Raw genomic sequence first — 26281 nt, forward strand, 5'->3', positions numbered from 1 at the left:
CGGCCGGCTTCGAGGCGTGGCGCCAGGCCGTGCGGGGCTCGGCGTGGTGCGCTCGCTGAGGGCCCGCTTCCTTCACACCGCCGCCCCCGAACCGGGCAGTGACCGGGTCGGGGGCGGCGGCCGGATCCGGGGAGAAGGGCAGCGGGGATCGGGCCCGTCCCCCCCGAGTTCGTACGGGCCGCTCAGCCCATCTCCTCCAGCGCCTTGCCCTTCGTCTCCTTCACGAACCTGAGGACGAACGGGATGGAGAGCGCGGCGAAGACCGTGTAGATCACGTAGGTCAGGGAGAGGTTCCAGTCCGCCAGCGACGGGAAGCTCGCGGTGATGGCCCAGTTGGCGATCCACTGCGCGGAGGCGGCCACCCCCAGGGCGGCGGCGCGGATCCTGTTCGGGAACATCTCGCCGAGGAAGACCCAGACCACCACACCCCAGGACAGGGCGAAGAAGAGGACGAAGATATGGGCGGCGATCAGGGCCGTCCAGCCCTGCGCGGCCGGCAGCTTGCCGTCGACCAGGTCGAAGGAGAAGGCCCAGGCCTCCAGACCGAGACCGATCACCATGCCGACCGAGCCGATGAGAGCCAGCGGCTTACGGCCGACGCGGTCCACGAAGATCATGGCGATCACGGTGCCGACGATGTTGATGATCGACGTCGTGAACGAGTAGAAGAACGACTCCGTCGGGTCGACACCGACCGACTGCCACAGGGTCGAGGAGTAGTAGAACGCGACGTTGATGCCGACGAACTGCTGGAAGACCGAGAGGCCGATACCCACCCAGACGATCGGCTTGAAGAAGAAGCTGCCGCCGAGCAGGTCCTTGAAGGTGGACTTGTGCTCGCTGTTCATGGCGTGCTCGATCTCGGTGACGCGGGCGTCCAGATCGATGGTGTCGCCCTCGACCTCCTTGAGGATCTCGCGGGCGCGCTCGCGCTTGCCGACGGAGATCAGGAAGCGCGGGGACTCGGGGATCGCGAAGGAGAGCAGGCCGTAGAGAACGGCCGGGATCACCATGACGCCGAGCATGACCTGCCAGGCCTCGATACCCATCACCTTGCCGCGCTGGTCACCGCCGGCCGCGTTCAGCAGGCCCCAGTTGACCAGCTGCGAGATGGCGATACCGATGACGATCGCGGCCTGCTGGAAGGAACCGAGGCGACCGCGGTAGGCCGGAGGGGCGACCTCCGCGATGTAGGCGGGGCCGATCACGGAGGCCATACCGATGGCGAAGCCACCGACGACGCGCCAGAAGGCGAGGTCCCACAGGGCGAAGGGCAGCGCCGAGCCCACCGCGCTGACCGTGAAGAGGACAGCCGAGATCTGCATGCACCGGATGCGGCCGATCCGGTCGGCGATCCGGCCGGCGGTCGCGGCGCCGATGGCGCATCCGATCAGGGCGATGGCGATGACCTGGGCCAGCGCTGCGGAGCCGATGTCGTAGCGATCCCGGATGGCCTCGACCGCGCCGTTGATCACGGAGCTGTCGTAGCCGAAGAGGAAGCCTCCCATCGCGGCGGCGGCCGCGATGAAGATGACGTGACCGAGGTGCTCGGGCTGAGCCGACCTCGCTCCTGACTTGGGTGCCGCTGTGCTGGTCAAGTGGAACTCCTCGGGCCACCGGCAGCGCTGCCGGGTGGGGGGTTGAGCCCTTCCAGTGGCGCATGGCTTCTCGCCGCCCACCACCTGAAGGTAAAAGCAACGTTGCAGAGACTATTCCTTCAAGTTTCGAAGTCAACAGGGGACCACTGTGAATCTTCCGCACCCATGAGGTGTCGATACGTTCAAGACTTGAAGTCAATCAGAAGGCGCAGGTCGCGATAGATGTAGAGGCCACGCGACTATCGGAGGCGCTGCGAGATGACCTTCGACACACCGTCGCCCTGCATGGAGACGCCGTACAGCGCGTCGGCGACCTCCATCGTGCGCTTCTGGTGGGTGATGACGATCAGCTGCGAGGCTTCCTGCAGCTCCTGCATGATGCGGATCAGCCGCTGCAGGTTGGTGTCGTCGAGGGCCGCCTCGACCTCGTCCATGACATAGAACGGGCTGGGCCGGGCCTTGAAGATCGACACCAGCATCGCCACGGCCGTCAGCGACCGCTCACCGCCCGAGAGCAGGCTGAGCCGCTTCACCTTCTTGCCCGGCGGACGCGCCTCGACGTCGACGCCGGTGGTGAGCATGTTGTCGGGGTCGGTGAGGATCAGCCGCCCGTCACCACCCGGGAACAGCCGGCTGAAGACACCCTCGAACTCCCGGGCGGTGTCCCGGAAGGCCTCGGTGAAGACCTGCTCGACGCGCTCGTCGACCTCCTTCACCACCTGAAGCAGGTCGGCGCGGGTCTTCTTCAGGTCCTCCAGCTGCTCGCTGAGGAACTTGTGCCGCTCCTCCAGCGCCGAGAACTCCTCCAGCGCGAGCGGGTTCACCTTCCCGAGCTGCTGATAGGCCCGTTCGGCCGCCTTGAGCCGCTTCTCCTGCTCGGCCCGGTGGAACGACTTCGGCTGGTTGCGCGGATGCTCCGGGTCCTCCGGCAGCTCCTCGCCCTCGGCGGGCGGAGAGGGCGGTACGAGCTGATGGGGCCCGTACTCGGAGACGAGCCCGGCGGGCTCGACGCCCAGCTCCTCCAGCGCCTTGGTCTCCAACTGCTCGATCCGCATGCGCTTCTCGGCGCCGAGCACCTCGCCCCGGTGGACCGAGTCGGTCAGCTTGTCGAGCTCGCCCTTGAGGTCCCGGCCGGCGTTGCGCGCGGCGGCCAGCTCCTGCTCGCGGCGCGCCTTGGCGGCCTCGGCGGCGGCCCGCTCCTCCTCGGCTCGCCCGACCGACACCTCGACGTGCGTGAGGAGTTGCCGCGCACCGGAGGCGACGGCCTCGGCGACAGTGGCCTCGTGCCGCAGCCGTGCCCGCCGCTGCTCGGCACGCGCGCGTGCGTCGCGCTCGGCTCGCGCGGCGCGGTCGAGGGAGTCGGCGCGGCCGGCGAGGCCCTTGACCCGCTCCTCGTGCGTACGCACTTGAAGCCGAGCCTCCATCTCCGTCTGCCGGGCGTTGGCACCGTCGGCGGCGAGCCGGTCCCGTACGGAGGTGTCCGGCTCTTCCTCGACGGGCATCTCCTCGGCGACGGCGAGGCGTTCGGCGAGTTCCTCCACGTCCTGGAGGGCCTTGTCCAGCGATTCCTGTGCCCTCGTGGCGGCGGCGACGGATCGTTCGGCCTCGCCCGCGGCGCCGCGGGCCTGTCCGGCCAGGCGACCGAGCTGCTGGGCCACGGTCGACTTCTCCCGGTCGGCGGCGCGGCGCTGCTCGCTGAGTTCCTCGACCAGTGCGGTACGTTCCCTCCGCCGCTCCTGGGCCTCATGCTGGGCCTCGCTCAACTCCTCGCAGCGGACGGCGAGTTCTTCCAGCTCGGCTGCCGCCTCGTCGACGGATGCCTGTACTTCGAGGAGGCTGGGGGCGCCCGCGGAGCCACCGTGGGCGAAGTGCGCGCCGAGGAGGTCGCCTTCGGCGGTGACGGCGGTCAGGTCGGGGTGGGCGTAGACGAGGTCCTCGGCGTCTTCGAGGGTGCCGACGACGACGATGCCGTGGAGCAGGCGGCGTACGGCCGGCATGAGATCCGAAGGGCCGCGGACGAAATCTGCCGCGCGAGGTCGTGTGGCGTCTGCGGGTCCGTCGTGGCTGGTCGCGCAGTTCCCCGCGCCCCTGAGGGGCGCCTCAGGCACCCCGGCCAGCAGGAGCGATGCCCTCCCGCCGTCCTGCTTCCGCAGCAGCCGGATCGCGTCCGCCGCCGCCGACGGTGATGTCACCGCCAGTGCGTCCGCCGCCGCGCCGAAAGCCGCCGCCAGCGCCACCTCGTAGCCCGGTGTCACCGTCAACAGCTCTGCCGCCGGGCCCAGCAGGCCGGTGAGGCGGTCCTTCGCGCCCAGCAGTATTCCCGTCCCGTCCTTCCTGCGCAGCCCCAACGCGAGCGCCTCGTGCCGGGCCTGTGTGGCCGCCCTCTTCCGCTCCGCCGCCGTGGCCGCCTCCCGGGCTGCCGTCAGCGCGGTCTCTGCCTCGGCCAGCGCCGCCTTCGCCGCGTCGTGCTGTTCCGCCAGTTCGGCGTCGTCCGCGTCGAGCCCGTCGACCTCCGCCTTGAGCGCCTCGTACTCCTCCTGCGCGGCGAAGGCCCGCTCCTGGGCCTCGTCCCGCGTGGCGGCCAGCCGGTCGATCTCGGCCTGGGCCGAGGCGGCGCGCGAACGGGCCGCGTTGACCTGCCCGTTCAGCCGGGCCAGACCCTCGCGGCGGTCGGCGATGGCGCGGGCGACGTCCTTGAGGCGCCGTTCTTCCTGGGTGAGTTCGCGTTCCAGGTCGGCGCGGTGCGCGACCGTGTCCTCCAAGGCATGCTCGGCCGCCTCCAGGGCCGCTTCGAGCTCGGCCTCCTGCTCACGGATCCGGGCGGCCTCGCGCTCCATGTCCTCGGGGTCCCGGCCACGCCGTTCCTCCGGTGGCGCCGAGGTCGCGCTCTTCACGCGCGCGTCGGCGAGCGAGACCGTGCCCCGCACCCGCTCGGCGAGCTGGGAGAGCTCGTACCAGGTCTGTTGGGCCCGCTGGAGCCGCGGCGTCAGCTGCCGCACCTCGTCCTCCAGGAGAGCCTCCCGTTGCAGGGCCTTCTTCAGCTCCTGCTCGGCGGCTTCCCTGCGCTCCTTCAGCGCGGCCTCGTCGGCGATCTCGGACTTGAGCGCCTGGCGCAGCCGTACGAGATCGTCGGCCAGGAGCCTCAGACGGGCGTCGCGCAGATCCGCCTGGATCACCGCGGCCCTCCGCGCGACCGCCGCCTGGCGGCCCAGCGGCTTCAGCTGTCTGCGCAGCTCGTCCGTGAGGTCCTGCACGCGCGCGAGGTTGGCCTGCATCGCGTCCAGCTTCCGCAGCGCCTTCTCCTTGCGCTTGCGGTGCTTCAGCACACCCGCGGCCTCTTCGATGAAGGCCCTGCGGCCCATCGGATCCGCGTGCAGGACCGAGTCGAGCTGGCCCTGGCCGACGATGACATGCATCTCGCGGCCGATGCCGGAGTCGGAGAGCAGTTCCTGAATGTCCAGCAGCCGGCAGGTGTCGCCGTTGATCTGGTACTCGCTGCCGCCGTTGCGGAACATGATCCGCGTGATGGTGACCTCGGCGTACTCGATGGGCAGCGCCCCGTCGGAGTTGTCGATGGTCAGGGACACCTCGGCACGGCCCAGCGGGGGCCGCCCGGTGGTGCCGGCGAAGATGACGTCCTCCATCTTGCCGCCGCGCAGCGACTTGGCGCCCTGCTCGCCCATGACCCAGCTGAGGGCGTCGACGACATTGGACTTGCCCGAGCCGTTCGGTCCGACGACACACGTGATACCCGGTTCGAACCGGAGCGTGGTCGCCGAGGCGAACGACTTGAACCCGCGGAGGGTCAGGGCCTTGAGGTGCACGCCGCTGGACTCTACCTTCCGGGGTTGTCTCACTCCATGAACGCGCTGTGCCCCGCGGTTTCACCAATGAACGTGCAGGGCACATCAGACGTTAAAGAGAGCGGGAAGGTGTACACGGGGGAAAGAAAGAAGGGACGCCGAAGCGTCCCTTGCAAACTCAAACTCTGACAACTTAGCGGTTGATACGAGCAGCCCAACCACTGCGTGTGTCGTGATGCGATGCAGTGATCAGGTGAGCGCGGGCTCCGCCTGGTGTGCGTCGATGCTCTCCAGAAGCGAGTCGTGAGAAGCGGCAGCCGCGAGCGCGTCGTTCTCGGCCTGGATCCGTACGAGCTCGGATTCAAGGTCCTGTACGCGCTGCTGGAGCCGTCGCATCTCGGCAATGAGTCGCGGGTCGGAGCCGCCGACGTAACCGAGAAGCGCCTTTGCCATGATGGATGGTCCTCCACACTGAGTGACCGACCGAAGCGGTGTGGGTCGTGAGGGATTCGCACCCGCGATGCTTGGCACTGTTGAGTTTGTGCTGTCGTTCATCCATGCCAAACAGCTAAGGTGCGCGGGGTGCATTCAGCGTCTCACCAAAAAGTTTGACGGTCAACACGATCACGCCCCGTATTGGCGGCAACCCGGGGGCACGCGGCCGGGAAACGGCGGCGCAGCGACTCCTGCGGGGCTCTCAGGGCGTAGCGATCATCCTTAAGTGCGGAGCCTCCCAGGAAATGCCGTTCTTGGCAACCACCAGGGCCTTTCTGCTTCGGGCAAGTGCCAATGGCATGTCCCTCCGGTCCCACCTGGCCCGCTTTACAGAACCGGCTCAGCGGATGGCGAAGCCGTCGTAACCCCCGCGGGGTGTGTCCCAGATCTCGGTGACGCCGTCCACGCGCCCGGGCGTGTCCTCGCCCTGGAGCCAGTCGAGGAGCCCTTCGCACCGCCCCCTCGGGCCCTCCGCGACCACCTGGACCCGTCCGTCCCCCAAATTGAGAGCAAAACCACTCAACCCACCGAGCTCGAGGGCCTTGGCCCGCGTGAACCAGCGGAAACCCACACCTTGGACACGTCCTCGCACCCAGGCGACCAGTCGCACATCCTCGCTCATAGATGCAACCTAACCAACCAATGTCTCTCTGGGCTCTCCCTCCCCTGGCGCCATGCGGTACCGTCCCCTGCCAATGAATCTCATACGAAACTCACTCGATCGTGTGAGTTTTGTGAGTTCGGTCCGACCGCTGGGGACGAGTCGGCCACAAAGGACGAGGAAGGCCAGGACACATGGGACGCCACCGACGCTCCGCCGCCGGCCGCGCCGCCACGGGCCGCGCCACGGGGGTCACAGAAACAGACGGCTCGTACACGAGCGGCTACGACCCGCAGCACTCGTACAGCTACGACCCGCAGCACTCTTACGGCTTGGACCAGCAGTTCTCGTACGACTTCGACGCCGACGCCCGGGGTCACCACACGGGCGAGTACCCCACGGTGGGCATCGCGCCCTATCTGAACCCCGAGGCGCACTCCCGCAGTGACACCTACCTCTACGCGACGGACGACGACTACGCCCAGGCCACGGGCACCACGAGCACTGCGCTGTTCGCCAGCGAGGGCTTCTCGCCGGGTGACGGCCCGCGGCGCGGCGGTGGTTCGCGCCGCCGCCGTAAGAAGAGGGTCGTGACGCCGGTCAAGACCGGGCTGCTCGGCGTCTCCGCGGCGGTCGCGATCGGCACGGTCGCGGTGGCCACGGGTGTGGTGCCCGGCCTCGATAACTACAAGATCGGCGGCGGCAACGCCGACAAGGTGCAGGCCGCGGACACTCCGACCAACTCCGCGACCGAGCAGGGCGGTACCTCCGGCAGCGCCGACGAGGGCCGGGACGACGAGGCGGCCAGCCGCGGCGGCGAGCGCTCGGCATCTCCCACGCCCTCCGCCTCACCCTCGACGGCCGCGCCGACCAAGACGCCGTCGAAGAAGCCGACGGCCACGCCCAGTGAGAAGAAGCCGGAGACGACACCACCCTCACGCACGGCAACGAAGGCACCGGCGAACACCAAGGCCCCGGTGACGGTCTCCGCGGAGGTCCAGGCCGAGGCCGAGGTGCTGAAGCTGGTGAACGAGGAGCGGGCGAAGGTGGGCTGCAGCCCGGTGGCCGCGAACAGCGCGCTGGGCAAGCTCGCCGAGGACTTCAGCGACGCCATGGCCGCGGAGGGCTTCTTCGACCACACCGACCCCAGTGGCAAAACCCCCTGGGACCGTGCCGAGGCAGCCGGCATCACCAGCCTCGGCGGCGAGAACATAGCCCGGGGTCAGACCGACGCGGCCGCGGTGATGGAGGCCTGGATGAACAGCCCGGGCCACAAGGCGAACATCCTGAACTGCGACTTCAAGACGCTGGGGGTCGGCGTGCACTTCGGGTCGGGTGGCCCGTGGTGGACGCAGGACTTCGGGTACTGATCGAAACGGGAGCGCTAACTAATGGTTAGTGCTCCCTTTTCGTTAGCGCTGCGTTCCCGTACTCTGGGTGTATGGACACCCCGCTCGACCTCTCCTACGACGTGTTCGCCAAGGCCTGTCCCTCGCGCAACACGCTGGAGCATGTGACGGGACGCTGGGGCGGGCTGACCCTCGGCGCCCTGTACGAGGGCTCCCTGCGCTTCAACGAGCTGCGCCGTCGCGTGGACGGCGTGAGCGAGAAGATGCTCTCCCAGACCTTGCAGGCGCTGGAGCGCGACGGCCTGGTGCATCGCGAGGCCCAGCCGACCAACCCGCCCCGCGTGGACTACGAACTGACCCCGCTGGGACGCGGCGTGGCCGAGCGGCTGGTCGGCCTCATCGAGTTCGTGGAGGGCCGCATGGACGACGTGCTCGCGGCACGTCAGCGCTACGACGAGACGCGGGGCGCCCGCTGACACTTCGGGCAGAAGTAGCTGGACCGGTTCATCCAGGGCGCCCGTCGCATCGGCGTACCGCACCGCTTGCAGGGCAGCCCCTCGCGGCCGTACGCGTCGAGAGAGCGGTCGAAGTAGCCTGACTCGCCGTTGACGTTGACGTACAGGCTGTCGAAACTCGTGCCGCCGACGGCGAGCGCCGCGTTCATCACATCCCTTACGTGGCCCAGGAGTTCGGTCGTGCGCGGGCGCGTGAATCCCGCGGTGGGTCGCTCGTAGTGGAGGCGGGCGCGCCAAAGTGCCTCGTCCGCATAGATGTTGCCCACCCCGCTGATCAACGACTGGTCGAGCAGGGCCCGTTTGATGGTGCTGCGCTTACGCCGCAGGGCCTGGTGGAACGCCTCGTCGTCGAAGAGCGGATCCAGGGGATCGCGGGCGATGTGCGCGATGACGTCGGGCAGACCGTCCTCGGTGTTGTCGTGCAACGACAGGCCGCCGAAGGTGCGTTGGTCGACGAAGCGGAGTTCCGTACCGAGGCCGTCGGCGAAGCGGACGCGGATGCGCAGATGCTTCTCGTCCGGGGTCTCGTGCGGCTGGACCAACAGCTGGCCGCTCATTCCGAGGTGCGCCAGGACCGACTGGTTGGTGTCCTCCAGCGGCAGCCACAGATACTTGCCGCGGCGGCTGGGCACGCCGATGCGATGCCCCTTGAGGCGGTGCGTGAAGTCGTCGGCGCCGGCGATGTGACGGCGTACCGCGCGCGGGTGCAGTACCTCGGCCTCGGCGACGGCACGGTGGGCGACCCACCGCTCCAGACCTCGTCGTACGACCTCGACCTCGGGCAACTCGGGCATGGGATCCCCCGGTGTATGAGTCGAGCGCCCGTCCCGGTGCGGGACGGGCGCTCTGGGTATCGCGCTGTGCGGTCAGGCGGAGGCGGGCGCCTCGTCGGCACCGGCGTCGGCCTCGGCGGCCTTCGCTGCAGCCTTGGCTCGCTCGTCCGCCGCGGCCCGGATGGACCGCCATGCGGACTCGGCGGCCTGCTGCTCCGCCTCCTTCTTGCTGCGGCCGGTGCCGGTGCCGTACGAGACGCCTCCGACGCGGGCGGCAGCAGTGAAGGTCTTCTCGTGGTCGGGGCCGGTCTCCGAGACCTGGTACTCGGGCACGCCGAGCCCTTCGGTCGCGGTGAGCTCCTGGAGACTGGTCTTCCAGTCCAGGCCGGCACCGAGGTTGGAGGACTTCTCGATCAGTGGGTCGAAGAGCCGGTGGACGAGTTCGCCCGCCACTTCCAGACCCTGGTCGAGATAGACCGCGCCGATCACCGCTTCGAGGGTGTCGGCAAGGATGGATGCCTTGTCCCGGCCGCCCGTACCCTCTTCACCACGGCCGAGCCGGATGAAGGAGCCCAGGTCGAGCCCACGGCCCACCTCCGCCAGCGCACGAGAGTTGACCACCGCGGCCCGCAACTTGGCCAGCTGGCCTTCGGGCAGGTCGGGGTGGGTGCGGTACAGCGTGTCCGTGACCACGAGGCCGAGGACGGAGTCCCCGAGGAACTCCAGGCGCTCGTTGGTGGGCAGACCGCCGTTCTCGTACGCATAGGACCGGTGGGTCAGCGCACGCACCAGAAGGGCGGACTCGAGTTTGTACCCGAGCCGCCCTTCCAACAGCGTGTGGGACGAGGCCGTGTTGTCCGCAGAATTCTTCTTCGGAGTGGACACAGTGCCTCTCACCAGCCGCTCAGACCTCGAGGACCTGGCGCTTGTTGTACGTGCCGCAAGACGGGCACGCGATGTGCTGCTGCTTGGGCTCGTGGCAGCGCTCGCACGCAACCAGGGGGGTGACCGCAGCCTTCCACTGCGACCGGCGGTGGCGCGTGTTGCTGCGCGACATCTTCCGCTTCGGAACAGCCACGGCTACTTCTCCTGCTTCTCGTTGGCGCGCGCCGGTCGAGGCGCTTCGCCACTGATCTCGTCCTTCTCGCCATCTTCGAGTGAACCGGCGAGTCCCTGCAGTGCCGCCCAACGGATGTCGACGGCGTCGTGGTGGTGGGCCGGGTCGTCCGCCAGCCGCGCTCCACACTGGGAGCACAGGCCGGGGCAGTCGTCCTGGCACACCGGCTGCATCGGCAGGGCAAGCACCACCGCGTCACGCAGCACGGGTTCGAGGTCGAACAGTCCGTCCTCGATGAAGAGCCTGTCCTCGTCTTCCTCGGCGTCGTCGGCCGGCTCCGCCTTGGGGCGGCCCCGGTCGTCGGCGTCAGGGTACGAGAACATCTCCTGGAAGTCCGCTGCGAGCTCCAGCTCAAGCGGCTCCAGACACCTTACGCACTCCCCCTCGGCCTGTGCACGGGCGGTGCCTGTGACAAGCACACCTTCCATGACCGACTCGAGTCGGAGGTCGAGCTTCATCGGGGCGCCTTCCGGCACTCCGATCACTCCCGCGATCCCGAGATCCTTGGGAGCGTCGATCTCACGGGTCAGGCGCTGCAGCGCACCAGGCCGCCGCCCCAGCTCGTGCGTGTCGAACACGAGAGGCTTGCGGTGGTCGAGGCGGGCGTTCAGAGCCATTCCTGCTTTCGATCTTCGAGCTCAGAGGGACGCTGCCCTTCGGTGTTCCCCGGGCAGCGCTGATCGCGGACGTACACGCGACCGAAGAGCCAGGATACTGGACCTTTCCCTCACGGCCCAATCCGGTGGTTCCTTACTGGCCGCGACCCTGCTCGTAGGCCCTGAGCTGCTCCGGCGTGATCATGCCGGTGTCGAAGAGGCTGGTCTCGTCGAGGGCGTACGACTGCTGGGCCTGCTGCTGGGCGTGCTGCTGGTCCTGCTGGGTCTGTCCGGCGTCGTAGGCGGCCTGCTGGGCGTCGTAGCCCTGGTAGGCGTAGGGATCGGCCTGCTGGTAGCCGTAGGGATCCTGCTGCTGGGCGTAGGCCTGCTGCTGCGGGTAGCCGCCGCCGTAGGTGTCCGTCTGCTGGTAGCCGTAGGCCGGCTGCGGCTCGTACTGCGGCTGGGCGGGCTGCTCGGCGGCGGCCCGGTTGTCCTGCTCGGCGAGGGCCGCGAGGTCGGCGAGGTAGTCGGCGTCGCTGGAGTGCTGGACGGTGGTGTTGTCGTCGGCGAGGGAGCCGAGGTCGTCCGTGGCGATCCGGCCGTGCAGCTTCTGGCGGCCCTTGCCGACGGCTTCCAGGGTCTTGGTGAGGACCGCCTCGAAGGCGCCGAGCTTGGTGTCGACGTAGGTGTCGGCGTCCCGGCGCAGGGTCTCGGGGTCATGGCTGCGCTCGGGGGCGTCCTCGTCCTCGTAGCCCTGCTCGTCGAGGCCCGGGCCGGTGCCGAGGAGCTTCTCGCGGCCGCGGCCGACGGAGCCGATGGTCTTGGTGAGGACGACCTCGAAGTTGGCGAGCTTGGAGTCGACGTAGTCGTCGGCCTCCGCGCGGACGTCCTCGGCCTCCCGGCGGGCCTCGGTGAGGATGCGGTCGGCCTCGGTCTGGGAGCGGCGGGCGACCTCGGTGTCGGAGATCAGCGAGCCGCGCTCGGCGTGCGCGGTCGAGATGATCCGCTCGGCCTCCTGGCGGGCCTGCTCGACCATCTGCTCACGGCCGCCGATCAGCTCCTGGGCCTGGGCGAGGGAGTCGGGCAGGGCCGCCCGGACCTCCTCCAGCATCGCGAGCAGCTCGGCGCGGTTGACCACGCACGAGGCCGACATGGGCATCGACCGGGCGCCGGAGACCGCGGCGACGATCTCGTCGAGCTTCTTCTGCACGTCCACCTGTGCTCGCCACTCTCTACAGCTGTGTTGGAGACGGACGGGACGACTGTAGCCCCATCAGTCCTTGCGCAGGCGCTCGTTGAGCGCCTCCAGAACCAGCGGCGGCACCAGGTGGGCGATGTCTCCGCCCCAGGTGGCGACCTCCTTGACGAGCGAGGAGGAGAGGAAGCTGTAGGTGGGGTTGGTCGGCACGAAGAGCGTCTCGACGCCGGACAGGCCGTTGTTCATCTGGGCCATCTGCAGCTCGTAGTCGAAGTCGCTGACCGCGCGCAGGCCCTTGACGATGGCCGGGATGTCGCGCTGCTTGCAGTAGTCGACGAGGAGGCCGTGGAAGGCCTCGACCTTGACGTTGCCGTATTCGGCGGTGACCTGGCGGATCAGCTCGATCCGCTCCTCGACCTCGAACAGGCCCTTCTTGGACTTGTTGATCATGACCGCGACATAGACCTCGTCATACAGACGGGAGGCGCGGGAAATGATGTCGAGATGTCCGTTGGTGATCGGGTCGAACGACCCGGGACAGACGGCGCGGCGCACTTGAGATCCCTCGCTCTCCGGTCCGGTCATCGTGCGTCTTCGCACGTAGAGGCGGCGCGACCGTACCAAAAGGTTCCTTCGCCGTAGCGACGGGACCGGAGCGCTTCGAAGCCGTCCGGCCAGTGGAACTCTCCGCCTCTGGTGCTGCGCTCCACGGTGACCAGGGCTTCGGCCGTGAGCCAGCCCTGGGTACGGAGTGTGAGCAGAATCTCCCGAAGATCGTCGTCCGGGACGGCGTACGGGGGGTCGAGGAAGACGATGTCGTACGGGTCCGCCGACGCCGGTGTCTGGACGATCTGTTCGGCTTTGCCCGCCCTCACCTCGGCGCCGGGGAGGCCGAGAGACTTCACGTTCTCGCGGATCGTGCGGGCCGCTCGGGCGTCGGCCTCCACGAGAAGGGTGTGGCCCGCGCCACGGGAGAGAGCCTCCAGACCCACGGCGCCTGATCCTGCGTACAGGTCCAGGACGCGTTCCCCGTGGAGGGGGCGGCCTCCGAGCAGGGACTGCCAGGTGGAGAAGAGACCTTCGCGTGCGCGATCGGAGGTGGGGCGGGTTCCGGTCCCTGGCGGGACGGCCAGTCGACGTCCGCCGGCTGCGCCGGCGATCACGCGGGTCATCTTCGGTCCTTGGTCGTGGGCGGCTTCGGGTACCAGTGTGGCTGGTCGCGCCCGCGCGGCGGTAGCCGCATATGGATTACAGCCCCGCGCCCCTGGGGGGTCTTCCTCACCCCTTTTCCAAGTACTGCTCTCTTTCCTCGTCCAAGAGGGCGTCCAGGGCTGTGCGCAAGCCTGGGAGGCCGGTGAGCTCCGGATCCGCCGCCACCACTGCCGCCGCCTCTTCCCTCGCCTCCGCGATGATCTCCTCGTCCTCGATGACGGCCAGCATGCGCAGGCTGGTGCGGGCGCCGGACTGGGCCTGGCCGAGGACGTCGCCCTCCCGGCGCTGTTCGAGGTCGATACGGGAGAGCTCGAAGCCGTCGAGGGTGGCGGCGACGGAGTTGAGGCGCTGGCGGGCGGGGCTGGCCTCGGGCATCTCGGTGACCAGGAGGCAGAGGCCGGCCGCCGAGCCACGGCCGACGCGGCCGCGGAGCTGGTGGAGCTGGGAGACGCCGAATCTGTCGGCGTCCATGATCACCATGGCGGTGGCGTTCGGGACGTTGACGCCGACCTCGATGACCGTGGTGGCGACCAGGACATGGGTCTCGCCGGCGGCGAAGCGGCGCATGACCGCGTCCTTGTCGTCGGGGTGCATCCGCCCGTGCAGGACCTCGACACGCAGGCCCTGCAGCGGCCCCTTGGTCAGCTGGTCCGCGACCTCGAGAACGGCCAGCGGCGGGCGCTTCTCGGCTTCGTCCTCGGGGGACTTCTTCTTTTTCGGATCCACCTCCTCGTCGCCGATGCGGGGGCAGACGACGTACCCCTGGTGGCCGTTCTCGACCTCCTCCCGCACGCGTTCCCAGGCCCGGGTCAGGAAGTGGGGCTTGTCAGCGGCCGGGACCACATGGCTGGCGATCGGGGAGCGGCCCGCCGGGAGTTGGTCCAGGACCGAGGTCTCCAGGTCGCCGAAGACCGTCATGGCGACCGTGCGCGGAATGGGGGTGGCGGTCATGACGAGGAGGTGGGGCGGCTGTTTGCCCTTGCCGCGCAGGGCGTCCCGCTGTTCCACGCCGAAGCGGTGCTGTTCGTCCACGACGACGAGTCCGAGGTCGTGGAACTGCACCTTGTCCTCGATCAACGCGTGCGTGCCGATGACGATCCCGGCGTCCGCGGTGACGAGGTCGAGCAGGGCCTGTCGACGGGCGGCCATGCCCATCGAGCCGGTCAGGAGCACCACCTTCGTGGCGTGTTCGGACCCGCCCAGCATTCCGCCCTCGGCCAGCTCGCCCATCATCTCGACGATCGAGCGGTGGTGCTGCTGGGCGAGGACCTCGGTGGGGGCGAGCATGGCGGCCTGACCGCCGGCGTCGACCACGGCGAGCATGGCTCTGAGGGCCACCATCGTGTTGTGGGTGACCGTGAAATTGTCGGTGACGTAGGCGTGGCTCGGGTGGGCGACGCTGATGCACTGGACCGGCTTGCGCCCCACATGCTCGACGGCTCGGATTCCGCGTCGGAAGGTGTCGTACTTCGGCCGCGGACGGACGCGGTCGGCCTTGCGGGCCAGGCGGAACGGCGCGTGTTCCTCGGGCAGGGCCACCGAGACATTGAAGGCGGCTCGCTTCGGCAGGACTCGAGCACGGCCTCCAAGTGAACGTACGAGCCAGGCGACGTCGTCCGCGAGTCGGCGTGAGGCCGAACAGAAAGAGATGGTCAGGCCGTCCCTGTGGACAGTCCCGTCCGTGTCCAGAAGGCCCTGCAACAGAGCCAGGCGGTTCTTGACCGACGCGTTCTTGAACTCGTCCGGCACGAACGTCCCGTGTGATGTCAGGCCCCACAGGTTCAGCTCACGCAGGGGCTGGATCACGGGATTGCGGACGCCACCGGCACGTTGTGTCAGCTGAACCGTGTAGTCGCAGCCGGAGCCTTTCACCGGCACCAGTCGGCATTCAGGCGCGACAGCGGCTGCCACCGCGTCCCGGATCTCCGCGTCGACCGTGGAGAAACGCATGGTGCGGCGGAACGAGCCGTCCCCCAGGAGCAGGCCGAACAGGTAGGGGTCCAGCGGCAGCCCTGCATCGCCTCCTAGGTCGACGGGGGTTGCGGCCGGGATGTACCACTTCGAGGACCCGTTCGCCTTGAACGTGTCGAGTCGGATCTCTCGCGTGGTCATGACCTTCGGGTCCTGCCCCCGGTGCCATCCGCAACTCGTACCGACGATCCAGAGATGCTCGTCGTCGCACTCGACAGAGCTGCCGTCGGACAGCACCAGCCGCCAGACATCGCGCTCCCCTTGTGGGAAGACGCCGTCGATCAGCGCGATTTCCCCGTCAGGGACGACCACCTCGTCCCCCACACTCAAGTCGCCCATCCGACGGAAACCGGCAGGGGTGAGCACCAGCGAGTCAAGAGGCTGGGCCTTGCCCGATCCGACCTCTCCCTGCAGCAGCCGGTGCATCGGGTGTTCCGTGGCCAGGTCGTCGAAGATCTCCTTGGAGACCTTCTGCTGGCCCTCGGTGAGGGTGAAGGGGAGGCGGGCGTCGAAGGCGGTCAGGAGGCCGTCCGGCTTGGGCTTGCGGGCCACTGCGGGGAGTTGGGCGTCGGCGTGGCGACGGCGGGCGAGGGCGACCTGGAGGACGAAGGCCTCGTCCCACTTGAGGCGGGAGCGGGCGTCCTCGATGTCGGCCTTGGTGTGCGGGCGGTGGATCTTGAGGAGGGCCTCGGGGAGGGGAACCAGGCCACGGCCGTCACGAAGGGAGTCCGGGAGGGGGTCCACCGCGTCCTGGGCGCTGGGGAGGACCGTCTGGATCGCCTTGCCGATCTTCCAGGACTCCAGCTTGGCCGTGGCGGGGTAGATGGGGATCAGGGCGCCGGCCCAGGTCTCTACCGTCTCCGCTGCGCCATCACTGTCTCCTCGCAGCAACTCATAGGCAGGGTGGGCCAGTTGCAGGCGGCGGTTGAAGACCGAGACCTTGCCCGAGAACATCGCGCGGGTTCCCGGCAGGAGGTCCTTGTGGGGCTTGTGGACGCCGGCGCCGAAGAAGACCAGCTGGAGGCGGCCGCTGCCGTCGGTGATGGTCACCTCCAGACGCTGGCCCTTGCCCCGGGGTGCCTTGGCCGAGGCGAAGGTGTGCAGACGCGCGTCGGCGACCTGGGCGACCACCGTGACGTGCTCGTCCATGGGGAGGTCGGCCAGGTGTGTGAGCTGGCCCCGCTCCTCGTATCTGCGCGGGTAGTGGTGCAGGAGGTCGCCGACGGTGTGCAGGCCGAGATGCTCGGCCATCACCTTCGCGGTGGGTGGGCCGAGCACCTTTTTCAGTGGTTCTTCGAGTGCGGGCACGAGATCCATTGCACACCACCCCACTGACATTGCCGTATACGTCTCGGGAAACCCCTGGTCAGACGGGCTGTTCCGGCTCTAGGATGACGCGCTCCGGCCATCCCGCGGTCACCGCCCCACCGAGACCGCCCTACCCCGCGCCGAAGACCTCCCCACCCTCGGCGTTGCAGCGATGGACTCCCAGACCTCACAGTCATCCCAGGCACCCCCGTCACCTCATACGTTCCAGGTCGACCTGCGTGGCCTGGTGGACCTGCTGTCCCATCACCTCTACTCCAGTCCGAAGGTCTATCTGCGCGAGCTGCTGCAGAACGCCGTGGACGCCATCACCGCCCGGCGCGCCGAACAGCCCGACGCCCCGGCGAAGGTGCGGCTCTACGCCCAGGAGGGCACCCTGCGGGTCGAGGACTCCGGCGTGGGGCTCACCGAGGCGGATGTGCACACCCTGTTGGCGACCATCGGCCGCAGCTCGAAGCGGGCCGACGGACTGCAGGACGGGCTCCAGGAGGTCCGCTCCGACTTCCTCGGCCAGTTCGGCATCGGCCTGCTCGCCTGTTTCGTGGTGGCCGAGCGGATCCGGGTCGTCAGCCGCAGTGCCCGTACGCCCGAGGCGGCGCCCGTGGAGTGGACGGCGAGCGACGACGGTTCGTACACCGTACGGACGTTGACGCACGAGGCCCGGCCCGAGCCCGGTACCACCGTGCATCTGACGGCTCGGGCGGGAGCCGGGGAGTGGCTCACCCCCGAGCGGGTCCTCACGCTGGCGCGGGACTTCGGCTCGCTGCTGCCGTACGACGTGCGGGTGGGCGACGAGGCGGTCACCGACCTGCCGGCGCCCTGGGACCGGCCCTACCCCTCCCCCGCCACCCGGAGGGTGGCCCTGGCGCGGCACTGTCACGACCTCTTCGGGTTCACCCCGCTGGACTCGATCGAGCTGACCGTGCCGCTCGCCGGGATCCGCGGAGTGGCGTACGTGCTGCCCTCGGCGGTCAGTCCGGCCACGCGCGCGACGCACCGCGTCCACCTCAAGGGCATGCTGCTGACCGAGCGCGCCGAACAGCTGCTGCCGGACTGGGCGTTCTTCGTGCGCTGCGTCCTGGACACGGACAGTCTGCGGCCGACGGCCTCGCGGGAGTCGCTGTACGAGGACGAGACGCTGGCGGCCGTACGGGAGGCGCTGGGCGAGAAGATCCGGTCCTGGCTGACGGGGCTGGCCGCCGGTGATCCGGAGCGGCTGGCGGCCTTCCTCTCCGTGCACCACCTGGGCGTGAAGTCGCTGGCCCGGCACGACAAGGACATGCTGCGCACGATGCTGCCGTGGCTGCCCTTCGAGACGACCGACGGACAGCTGTCCCTGGAGGAGTTCGCACAGCGGCACCCCGTGGTGCACTTCACACGGACCGTGGAGGAGTACCGGCAGGTCGCGCCGATCGCGTCCGCCCAGGGCGTGGGAGTGGTCAACGGCGGTTACACGTACGACAGCGATCTGGTCGAGGCGCTGCCGTCGGTGCGGCCGGGGACGGTGGTCGCCGAGCTGGACACCGACACCGTGACCGCGCACCTGGACGCGGTCGACCCGGCCGACGAGCTGGCGCTGTCCGGCTTCCTGGCGGCCGCGCGGGCCAGACTCGACCCGCTGGGCTGTGACGTCGTACTGCGCGCGTTCCGCCCGCTCTCCGTGCCCGCGCTGCACCTGGACGACCGGTCCGCCCGGCACGAGCAGGCGCGCGCGGAGGCCGAGGCGCAGGCCGACGATCTGTGGGCGGGCATCCTCGGCTCGCTGCGCGGCAGCGCGCCACGCGCGCGTCTGGTGCTCAATCACCTCAATCCGCTGATCCGGAGGATCAGTTCACTCGGCGATCCGGAGCTGATCGGCACCGCGACGGAGTCCCTGTACGGACAGGCGCTGCTGATGGCGCAGCGGCCGCTCAGGCCCGCGGACTCGGCATTGCTGAACCGGGCCTTCATGGGCCTTCTGGAGTGGGCCACGAACGGCGAGGAGGGTCGCTGATGAGCGAGATCACGGACTTCGACACCCTGCGCCGGGCGATGGCCGAGAACGGCGAACAGCCGGAGGGTCCCGCCCGCAACGCGCGCGCGGAGCAGCTGCTGGTGGCGGCCGAGAAGCTGAACGTCCCGCTCGCCGTGATCGAGGCGCTCGGACACCAGCTGAAGGTCTACAACTACAGCTCCGAGAAGGACAAGATGTTCGTCCCCTTCGCGCGTCTGCTGCGCATGTGGGACGAGCGGCCCGAGGACTTCGACGAGTACGAGACCCACACCCTGCACTGGGTCTTCAAGTGGATGTCGTCCGGCATGCTCGACCAGCCGCATGTGCCGCTCGCCTCCGTCGAGAGGTGGCTCGGCGAGATGGAGCACCGCTACCGGCTCGCCGGGCACTCCGAACGAGCCGTGCGCAGCGCCGAGTTCAACGTCGCCGCGCACATCGGGGACGTACCGCGCGCGGAACGGGCGTACGCCGCGTGGCTCGCCGCCGACCGGGACCGCATGGCCGACTGCCACGCGTGCGAGCTGCACGGGCAGGGGTGGTGGCGGAGCGAGCGGAGCCGGGACGCGGAGGCGCTCGAGCTGTGGGCGCCGGTCCTGGAGGGCGAGCTCAGTTGCGCGCACGAGCCGCACACCTCCCTGGCGGCCTCCCTGCTGCCCCTGTCGCGCCTCGGCCGTCTCGACGAGGCGCGCGCGAACCATCTGCGGGGCTTCCGGCTCGTACGGGCCATGGAGAGCATGCGCGGCGCCTACGCGGACCACGTCGAGTTCTGTGCTCTGAGCGGCAACGAGGCGCGCGGGTTGGAGCTGCTCGCGGAGCGGCCCGCGTACTTCACGGACACCGGGCATCCGCGCAGCGGGCTGGAGTTCCTGAGCGTGGTGGCGCTGCTCATGGACCGGCTGACCGGGCTCGGCCTCGGCGACCGTCAGGTGCCGGGACCGGCCGGCCGTTCGTGGACGGCCCGCGAACTCGCCACGCACGCGCGTGCGGAGGCCCTCGACCTGGCCGGCCGCTTCGACGCGCGCAACGGCACGGCGCACGTCAGCGAGCGGGCACGCGCGCGTATGGCGCAGGAGCCGCTGGTGGAGCGATTGCCGCTGGGGGTGCGCTCGGCGAGGACGGCCGCCCCGTCGGCCGCGTCCCCCGCGGTCGCGCCGGAGGCCGCGGAGCCGGATCTGGCGGCTCTGATCTCCGAGGCGCGGCGGCTGTCGGACGGTCTGCTGCCGAACGCCGTCGAGGCGTGGGTGGCGGTCTCGCGGGCGGCGCAGGACGTCGAACTGGACCCGCGCGACCGGGCGGAGATCGCCGACCACCAGGCCATGGACCTCGGCCCCGAGGGCATCGAGCTGTTCGAGCGTGCCGCCGAGCTGTACGCGCAGGCGGGTGACCCGGGTGAGGCGCTGGCCGCACGCGCGCGTGGGGCGTTCGTACGCGCGCTCGCGGGCGACACCGACGCGGCGCTCACGGCGATCGCCGACCCGTACGACGAGATCCTCGCGCTCTACGCCGAGGACGGCACCGGCGTACGCCAGACCGCGTCCGTGCTGATGGCACGGGCACGGATCCTGATGCGACGGGTGCAGGAGGCCGGGGAGGCGCCGGAGGGGGACGGCGGCGGGGCGCCGGGCGAGCGGGCGGGCGCCGACGGAGTGAGTCCCCTCGGGGAGGACCTTGCCGCGGAGGGGGCGCCGACGTCGGCCGCGACTCCCGTGGACGGCCCGGTCGCGGACGGCCTCCCGTCGAGTGGCGCCCTTGGTGGCGCTGCCCGCCAGGGTGAGATGCCGGGCGACGGTTCGCCGGCCGGCGGGGTTCCGGGCGGCGACCCGACGGCAGCGGCGGCCCTTGACGGCGCCGCGACGGCTGCCGGGGGCTCGGACGGCGACCCGTCGACTGCCGAGGTCCCGAATGGCGACCCGACAACAGCCACGCCCCCGGAAGACAACCCAACGCCAACCGCGGCCCCGGGCGACAATCCGACAGCAGCCGGGGTCTCGGGCAGTAGCCCGACGCCAATCGCGGCCCCGGGCGGCAATCCGACGGCAACCGGCGTCTCGGGCCGCCGTCCTTCCATGGCCTCCCTCCAAGCCGACGCCGACGCCGCCGTACGGGAGGTGCTCGCGCTCGTCGACGGACGGGCCGGGGACGATGTGCAGCTCGGGTCGCGGGCCGCCGAGGCGTGGGCGATGTTCGCGGAGCTGGCCGTCGGCGCCGGGGAGCTGAGGACCGGGGCGGACCTGTTCCGGCATGCCGCGGAGGGGTTCGTGAGGGCCGGGCTGCCGTGGTTCGCCGTGGAGTCCGAGGCCCGGCTGGCGCAGCTCGCCCACCACATGGGCGACGTCGCGGAGGCCGAGCGGGCACTGCGGGCCGCATTGGAGCACGGCGGACCGTATCTGGAGGCCGTCGGACGGGCCCAGCTGCATCTCCAGCTCGCCGAGGTGCTGGGCGGCAGGGGGCTGGTCGAGGAGGCCGCCGAGCATGCCCTGGAGGCGGCGCACTGGGCCGACGGGGCCGGCGAGGGACCGGCGCTGGGCGCGTGGGCGCGGCAGCTGCTCGGCGGATTCCTGCTGCGGCAGGGACGGTGGGCCGAGGCCGCGGAGGTGTTGGAGTCGGCGCTGCCCGACCTGGCCGCCGAGACGCATGGCGACGGCGCGGTCGTCCAGGTGCAGTGGTGGCTCGGCGACTGTCTGAGCGAGCTCGGCGAGCACCGTGCGGCGGCCGAACGGCGGCTGCAGGCGGCCGAGATCGCCAAGCTCTGGCCCGAGCAGCACGACCACGCGACGCTCGCCCATCTCGCCGCCGAGTCCCTCGGCCAGGCCGGGCTGTCCGCCGAGGCGGACCAGGCCTACACCCGCGCGGGTGAGCTGTGGCGCGCGCTCGGCGACGTCCACGGCCTGGTCCGCGCCCTGCGCGCCCGTGCCTGGCTCGCGCTGGGCACGGAGGACGGGCAGGGCGACGCCCGGGAGCTGATGGCGGCCGCGGTCCGGGAGTGCGAGGAGGCGCTGGGTGCGGACGCCGCCGACGAGGAGGCCCGGCAGCGGCTCGTCGCCGAGCTCGGGCACACGCTCCGGCAGTTCGGCGACCTGCTCGCCCGTTCCGCCGCCGAGGACGACGATGACGACTCCATCCGGGCCGCGATGGAGGACGCCCTGTCCCAGGTGACGGAGGCCATCGTGGTGTTCGCCTCGCTCGGCGACGACGCCCTGCACAGCCGTACCGGCGCCGAGCTCGCCGCGGGCTGGCTGGAGGCCGACCTGAGCCGCCCCGACCGGGCGGCGGCACGCGCGCGTGCGGTGCTGGCGGCGTACGAGGAGTACCAGGCGTACGAGGAGCACGAGGGGAACGACACCGACGAGACGGCACCGGCCCGGCGGGCCGAGGCACAGCAGATGCTCGACGTCCTGGAGGACTAGGGCCCTGGCTGCTACTCGACCCCGATGAGCAGCAGGGCGCCCTGGCGTCCGCCCCGGTACACCACCGTGTCGACGCCGAGGTGTCCCTCACGCACGCGTGCTTCGAGGTGGTCGGCGATGGACTCGGGGGCCTCGTCGCCGAGGACGAGGGTGACGAGTTCGCCGCCTGCCGAGAGCATGCGGTCCAGGACGGTCTCGGCGGCGGCGGTGACATCCGAGCCGATGACGGCCACATCGCCGTCGATGAGGCCGAGGACGTCGCCGGCCTGGCAGATGCCGGCCATGGTCCAGGACTGGCGCTCGGCGACGGCGACCTCGGCGTAGCGGGTCGCGCCGGCCGCCGAGGTCATCGACACGACGTCCTCGTCGAAGCGGCGCTCGGGCTCGTGCACGGCGAGCGCCGCGATGCCCTGCACGGCGGAGCGGGTCGGGATGAGGGCGACGCGGATGCCCTCCGCGCGGGCCTGCTCGGCCGCTGCGGCGGCGGTGTGGCGCAGGTCGGCGTCGTTGGGCAGCAGGACGACCTCGCGCGCGTGGGCCCGTCGTACGGCTTCGACCATCTCCCCGCTGGCGGGGAGCTCTCCGGGGCGCGCGAGCACGGTGGTGGCGCCGGCCTCGGTGTACAGCCCGGCCAGGCCCTCGCCGGGCACGACGGCGACGACGGCCCGCTGCACCCGCTCCCGCAGCGGCCGCTCACCACCCCGCGTGTGCACGTCGCCGAGGCCGAAGTGCGTGATCCGGATCCGGTACGGCCGCCCGGCCTCGACTCCCGCCTCCACCGCGGCACCCGCGTCGTCGACGTGCACATGGACGTTCCACAGCCCGTCGCCGCCCACCACGACGAGCGAGTCCCCAAGACCGTCGAGCCGCATCCGCAGCCGGTCCACGGCGTCGTCCTCGGCCTCCAGGAGATAGATCACCTCGAAGGCGGGCCCACCCTGCGCGAGGGGGCTGTCGGCGCACTCGTCGACGTCACCGAGGCCTGCCGCCCCAGCCGCATGGACATCGGCCCGAGCCGCTGAGCCGGAGTCGAAGGCCGCCTCGCCCCCGTCGAGGGGCAGGGAGTCTCCGAGCGGATCGCCGTGGGCCACGGAAGTGCCGTCGCCAGGCGCCGCGACACCGTCGGCCGTCTCCGCGCCACGGGTGTCCACGCGCCCGTGGACAGTCCCTGAGCCTTCGTGGCCCACCCGCGCGAGCCGCCCGGGGACCGCCCCCGGCGCCTCCCCCGTGAACGTCTGCACCAACGCCCCGAGCACCGCCACCAGCCCCCGCCCCCCGGCGTCGACCACCCCGGCGCGCTCCAGCACGGGCAGCTGGCCCGGAGTCGCCGCGAGAGCCTCCCGTGCTCCTTCGTAGGCGGCCCGCGCGACCGCCCCGCAGCCGCCGTCGGTCGCCTCGGCCGCGTCGGCCGCCGCCGAGGCGACCGAGAGAACCGTTCCCTCGACCGGGTGAGCCACGGCCTGGCGGGCGGAGTCGGCGGCGTGCCGGAAGGCGAGCCGCAGGCCGGCTCCGTCGGTGTGAACGGTGTCGCTGTCGGCGGCGACTACCTGGGCCATGCCGCGCAGCAGCTGCGCGAGGATCGTGCCGGAGTTGCCCCGGGCGCCTATGAGGGCACCGTGCGCCATCGCGCGCGCCGCGTCGGACGACGACGGCTTCCCGGCACCCCCCGAGCCGCCCAGGTGGCCTCCGGGGCCGACCTCGTGGCCCGCGAACACGGCCTCGACGGCCGCGACGGCGGACTCCATGGTCAGGTAGAGGTTGGTGCCGGTGTCCCCGTCGGCGACGGGGTAGACATTGATCGCGTCGATCTCCTCGCGCGCCCGCCCCAGCGCCGACAGCGCGAGGCCGCACCAGGTGCGTACCGCGAGAGCATCGAAGAATGTCTGCGGCACCTGCGCCACCTGCGCCTCCCTGAGCTGCCCGGATGTGGACGCAGCGTAGACCCCGAAGAGGTGTCCGCCGGAAGAGGGCCTGGAGCAGGCCCATGGGCAGCCATGGTAGTTTCGTTGTACTGGCGCAGTCGTTGTATGCTGCTCCGGTTGCCCGATCTCATCGGGTCATTTCCCCCGGCAGCGCCACTCAGATCTCTGATCCTACGATCTCGATCCCGGCACGCCGGGTTCTATCCGTAAGTGCATCTGAAGTCTTTGGAGTGACCCGTGGCTGCCAACTGCGACGTCTGCGGCAAGGGGCCGGGCTTCGGCAACAACATCTCGCACTCGCACCGCCGTACGTCCCGTCGCTGGAACCCGAACATCCAGCGCGTCCGTACCGTGGTCAGCGGGACGCCGAAGCGCGTGAACGCTTGCACCTCGTGCATCAAGGCCGGCAAGGTCTCGCGCTGACGCACAGTTAAGCGCGCGGCCACTGCTGGTTCGCTGTAAGTAGCCGGTCCACCGTGAGGTGGGTCGGCTTCTTGCTGTACCTGACAAGGGTCCGACTGTTCAGACGACTGTCAGACGGTCACGGCCATCAGGCCGAGGCAGTACCCGGCCCTGCCGGGGACCTGAGGGCCCACCCGTGATCCACGGGCCCGATACCCCCGCCCAGCGCGAACCCGGCCCGGATCGCCCCGGTGACGTACTTCTTGGCCGCCGCCACCGCCTCCGGCACGGACTGACCCTTGGCGAGGTGCGAGGCGATCGCCGAGGCGAGCGTGCAGCCGGTGCCGTGGGTGTGCCGGTTGTCGTAGCGGGGCGAGCGCAGCCAGTGTTCCTGCGAGCCGTCGGTGAGCAGATCGACGGCGTCGCCGGTGAGATGGCCGCCCTTGATGAGGGCCCACCGCGGCCCGTACGACAGGACGGCGGCCGCGGCCCGGCGCAGGTCCTCCTCGGTCTCCACCCGCACGCCGGTGAGTTGCGCCACCTCGTCGAGGTTCGGTGTCGCCACCGTGGCCACCGGAAGCAGCTTCGTCCGGACGGAGTCCAGCGCGGACGCGGCCAGCAGCGAGTCGCCGTGCTTGGAGATGCCGACCGGGTCGACGACGGCCGGGGCGTCCGTGCCGCCGATCAATGCGGCCACCGCCTCGACGAGTTCCGCGGAGGCCAGCATGCCGGTCTTCACGGCCTGTACGCCGATGTCGTCGGCGACACTGCGGTACTGGGCCCGCACGGCCGCCACCGGCAGCTCCCAAGCCCCCTGCACGCCGAGGGAGTTCTGCGCGGTGACGGCCGTGACGACGCTCATGCCGTGCACGCCGAGCGCGAGCATCGTCTTCAGGTCGGCCTGGATCCCGGCGCCTCCGCCGGAGTCGGAGCCCGCGACCGTCAGTACCCTCGGCGGTGCGCTCACGACTCGATGTCCCCGAAGTGGTCCCAGCCGCCCTTGCTGGTCCAGGGCGCCCCGTCGACCGTCACCTGGGGCAGCGCCGAGGGGTTGAGGACCTCGCCGATGACCTTCCAGCGGGCCGGCAGCTTCACGTCCGGCGGGAACGTCGCCACGATCGCGTGGTCCTCGCCCCCGGTGAGCACCCACTGCATGGGGTCGACGCCGACGGCCTGCCCGATGTCGTTCATCTGGGACGGGATGTCGATCGCGCCGGAACGGATGTCGATACGGACCTTGCTGGCCTCGGCGATGTGTCCGAGGTCGGCGATCAATCCGTCGCTCACGTCGCACATCGCGGTCGCGCCGAGCCCGGCGGCCGCGGGGCCCGCGTGGTACGGCGGTTCGGGGCGCCGGTGCGCCTCCACGAAGGCGCGCGGCGAGCGGAAGCCGCGGGAGAGCACCGCGAACCCGGCCGCGGACCAGCCCAGCCAGCCGGTCACCGCGACGAGGTCGCCGGGCTGTGCGCCGCCGCGCGTGACGGGCTCCTGGTTGCGCAGATCGCCGAGCGCGGTGATGGAGACCATGATCGTGTCTCCTCGTACGACATCCCCGCCCACGACCGACGCGCCCGCCACCTGGCACTCGTCCCGCAGCCCGTCCATCAGTTCGCTCGCCCAGGTGACCGGGAGTTCGGCCGGCGCGACCAGACCGAGCAGGAGAGCCGTCGGTACGGCGCCCATGGCGGCGATGTCCGCGAGGTTCTGTGCGGCGGCCTTGCGGCCCACGTCGTAGGCCGTGGACCAGTCGCGGCGGAAGTGCCGTCCCTCCAGGAGGATGTCGGTGCTGGCCACGACCCGGCGGTCGGGAGCGGCCACCACCGCGGCGTCGTCGCCGGGGCCGACCCGGACCGCCGGGGTGGTGGTGAGACGGGAGGTGAGCTCCCTGATGAGCCCGAACTCCCCGAGCTCACCAACAGTGCCCTTCATTGCCCTTTCGCCCCTTCTGTCCCTTGTTATGCCCGGTCGCGCGTGACCAGTGTCCTCGATACGGTCGAAGAGAC

General features: G+C 70.5%; 20 protein-coding genes. 5 read left to right on the plus strand and 15 right to left on the minus strand.

What is annotated here, in order from left to right; genetic code table 11:
• Positions 1-182: 182 nt before the first annotated feature.
• The 4 genes from TN53_RS14355 to TN53_RS14370 form a co-directional block, all read right to left on the minus strand.
• Positions 183-1598, minus strand: a complete 1416-nt coding sequence (locus TN53_RS14355) for a sugar porter family MFS transporter (protein ID WP_046258850.1) — start codon at positions 1596-1598, stop codon at positions 183-185.
• Between the two features lie 239 nt (positions 1599-1837).
• Complete coding sequence (gene smc / locus TN53_RS14360) at positions 1838-5422, minus strand: chromosome segregation protein SMC (protein ID WP_046258851.1); 3585 nt, start codon at positions 5420-5422, stop codon at positions 1838-1840.
• Positions 5423-5650: 228 nt separating this feature from the next.
• Complete coding sequence (locus tag TN53_RS14365; RefSeq protein WP_037649730.1) at positions 5651-5854, minus strand: hypothetical protein; 204 nt, start codon at positions 5852-5854, stop codon at positions 5651-5653.
• Positions 5855-6236: 382 nt separating this feature from the next.
• Positions 6237-6518: an acylphosphatase gene (locus TN53_RS14370; protein ID WP_046258852.1), complete on the minus strand. Its 282-nt coding sequence runs from the start codon at positions 6516-6518 to the stop codon at positions 6237-6239.
• Positions 6519-6691: 173 nt separating this feature from the next.
• Here TN53_RS14370 and TN53_RS14375 point away from each other — a divergent pair, with 173 nt between their 5' ends.
• On the plus strand, positions 6692-7867 hold the full coding sequence (locus tag TN53_RS14375; protein WP_046258853.1) for a CAP domain-containing protein: 1176 nt from the start codon (positions 6692-6694) through the stop codon (positions 7865-7867).
• Between the two features lie 71 nt (positions 7868-7938).
• Positions 7939-8322, plus strand: coding sequence for a winged helix-turn-helix transcriptional regulator (locus TN53_RS14380; protein ID WP_046258854.1), 384 nt, complete (start codon positions 7939-7941; stop codon positions 8320-8322).
• Here TN53_RS14380 and mutM read toward each other — a convergent pair.
• From mutM to TN53_RS14420, 8 genes are all read right to left on the minus strand, one after another.
• Positions 8295-9155 (minus strand): bifunctional DNA-formamidopyrimidine glycosylase/DNA-(apurinic or apyrimidinic site) lyase, encoded by an 861-nt coding sequence (gene mutM, locus TN53_RS14385; RefSeq protein WP_046258855.1) that lies wholly within the window; start codon positions 9153-9155, stop codon positions 8295-8297. The genes TN53_RS14380 and mutM overlap by 28 nt on opposite strands.
• Before the next feature lie 72 nt (positions 9156-9227).
• Positions 9228-10019 (minus strand): ribonuclease III, encoded by a 792-nt coding sequence (gene rnc / locus TN53_RS14390; protein WP_046258856.1) that lies wholly within the window; start codon positions 10017-10019, stop codon positions 9228-9230.
• Positions 10020-10038: 19 nt separating this feature from the next.
• Positions 10039-10212, minus strand: coding sequence for a 50S ribosomal protein L32 (gene rpmF / locus TN53_RS14395; RefSeq protein ID WP_015657589.1), 174 nt, complete (start codon positions 10210-10212; stop codon positions 10039-10041).
• A 2-nt stretch (positions 10213-10214) separates the two neighbouring features.
• A complete protein-coding gene (locus TN53_RS14400) occupies positions 10215-10868 on the minus strand; it encodes a YceD family protein (protein ID WP_046258857.1) in 654 nt (217 codons plus the stop codon).
• 133 nt (positions 10869-11001) lie between these two features.
• Positions 11002-12063, minus strand: coding sequence for an ATP synthase F0 subunit B (locus TN53_RS14405; protein WP_046258858.1), 1062 nt, complete (start codon positions 12061-12063; stop codon positions 11002-11004).
• 57 nt (positions 12064-12120) lie between these two features.
• A complete protein-coding gene (gene coaD, locus TN53_RS14410) occupies positions 12121-12600 on the minus strand; it encodes a pantetheine-phosphate adenylyltransferase (RefSeq protein WP_046258859.1) in 480 nt (159 codons plus the stop codon).
• A gap of 26 nt (positions 12601-12626) precedes the next feature.
• Positions 12627-13217 (minus strand): 16S rRNA (guanine(966)-N(2))-methyltransferase RsmD, encoded by a 591-nt coding sequence (rsmD, locus tag TN53_RS14415; RefSeq protein WP_046258860.1) that lies wholly within the window; start codon positions 13215-13217, stop codon positions 12627-12629.
• A 106-nt stretch (positions 13218-13323) separates the two neighbouring features.
• Positions 13324-16545, minus strand: coding sequence for a helicase-related protein (locus TN53_RS14420; protein WP_046258861.1), 3222 nt, complete (start codon positions 16543-16545; stop codon positions 13324-13326).
• A 163-nt stretch (positions 16546-16708) separates the two neighbouring features.
• Between TN53_RS14420 and TN53_RS14425 the strand changes: the two genes are divergently transcribed.
• Positions 16709-18547 carry an HSP90 family protein gene (locus tag TN53_RS14425; protein ID WP_046258862.1) on the plus strand — a complete coding sequence of 613 codons (1839 nt, stop codon included), beginning with the start codon at positions 16709-16711 and terminating at the stop codon, positions 18545-18547.
• Complete coding sequence (locus TN53_RS45055) at positions 18547-21954, plus strand: hypothetical protein (protein WP_046258863.1); 3408 nt, start codon at positions 18547-18549, stop codon at positions 21952-21954. The genes TN53_RS14425 and TN53_RS45055 overlap by 1 nt, the downstream gene beginning before the upstream one ends.
• 11 nt (positions 21955-21965) lie before the next feature.
• Here TN53_RS45055 and TN53_RS14435 read toward each other — a convergent pair whose 3' ends face one another.
• Positions 21966-23855 (minus strand): DAK2 domain-containing protein, encoded by a 1890-nt coding sequence (locus TN53_RS14435; RefSeq protein ID WP_046258864.1) that lies wholly within the window; start codon positions 23853-23855, stop codon positions 21966-21968.
• Between the two features lie 258 nt (positions 23856-24113).
• Here TN53_RS14435 and rpmB point away from each other — a divergent pair, with 258 nt between their 5' ends.
• Positions 24114-24299 (plus strand): 50S ribosomal protein L28, encoded by a 186-nt coding sequence (rpmB, locus tag TN53_RS14440; protein ID WP_003973430.1) that lies wholly within the window; start codon positions 24114-24116, stop codon positions 24297-24299.
• 127 nt (positions 24300-24426) lie between these two features.
• Here the strand turns inward: rpmB and thiD are convergent, their stop codons facing one another.
• Positions 24427-25245, minus strand: coding sequence for a bifunctional hydroxymethylpyrimidine kinase/phosphomethylpyrimidine kinase (gene thiD, locus TN53_RS14445; RefSeq protein WP_046258865.1), 819 nt, complete (start codon positions 25243-25245; stop codon positions 24427-24429).
• Entirely contained in the window at positions 25242-26207 is a 966-nt protein-coding gene (locus tag TN53_RS14450; RefSeq protein ID WP_046258866.1) for a thiamine-phosphate kinase, read from the minus strand. The genes thiD and TN53_RS14450 overlap by 4 nt, the downstream gene beginning before the upstream one ends.
• Positions 26208-26281: the final 74 nt, after the last annotated feature.

This window comes from Streptomyces sp. WM6386, assembly GCF_000972385.1.
Taxonomy (GTDB): Bacteria; Actinomycetota; Actinomycetes; order Streptomycetales; family Streptomycetaceae; genus Streptomyces.

Coding starts and splice junctions, on each gene's coding strand:
- TN53_RS14365 (WP_037649730.1), bottom strand. CDS start 5,854: ATGGCAAAGGCGCTTCTCGGTTACGTCGGCGGCTCCGACCCGCGACTC.
- TN53_RS14370 (WP_046258852.1), bottom strand. CDS start 6,518: ATGAGCGAGGATGTGCGACTGGTCGCCTGGGTGCGAGGACGTGTCCAA.
- TN53_RS14375 (WP_046258853.1), top strand. CDS start 6,692: ATGGGACGCCACCGACGCTCCGCCGCCGGCCGCGCCGCCACGGGCCGC.
- TN53_RS14380 (WP_046258854.1), top strand. CDS start 7,939: ATGGACACCCCGCTCGACCTCTCCTACGACGTGTTCGCCAAGGCCTGT.
- mutM (WP_046258855.1), bottom strand. CDS start 9,155: ATGCCCGAGTTGCCCGAGGTCGAGGTCGTACGACGAGGTCTGGAGCGG.
- TN53_RS14400 (WP_046258857.1), bottom strand. CDS start 10,868: ATGGCTCTGAACGCCCGCCTCGACCACCGCAAGCCTCTCGTGTTCGAC.
- rsmD (WP_046258860.1), bottom strand. CDS start 13,217: ATGACCCGCGTGATCGCCGGCGCAGCCGGCGGACGTCGACTGGCCGTC.
- TN53_RS14420 (WP_046258861.1), bottom strand. CDS start 16,545: ATGGATCTCGTGCCCGCACTCGAAGAACCACTGAAAAAGGTGCTCGGC.
- TN53_RS14425 (WP_046258862.1), top strand. CDS start 16,709: ATGGACTCCCAGACCTCACAGTCATCCCAGGCACCCCCGTCACCTCAT.
- TN53_RS45055 (WP_046258863.1), top strand. CDS start 18,547: ATGAGCGAGATCACGGACTTCGACACCCTGCGCCGGGCGATGGCCGAG.
- TN53_RS14450 (WP_046258866.1), bottom strand. CDS start 26,207: ATGAAGGGCACTGTTGGTGAGCTCGGGGAGTTCGGGCTCATCAGGGAG.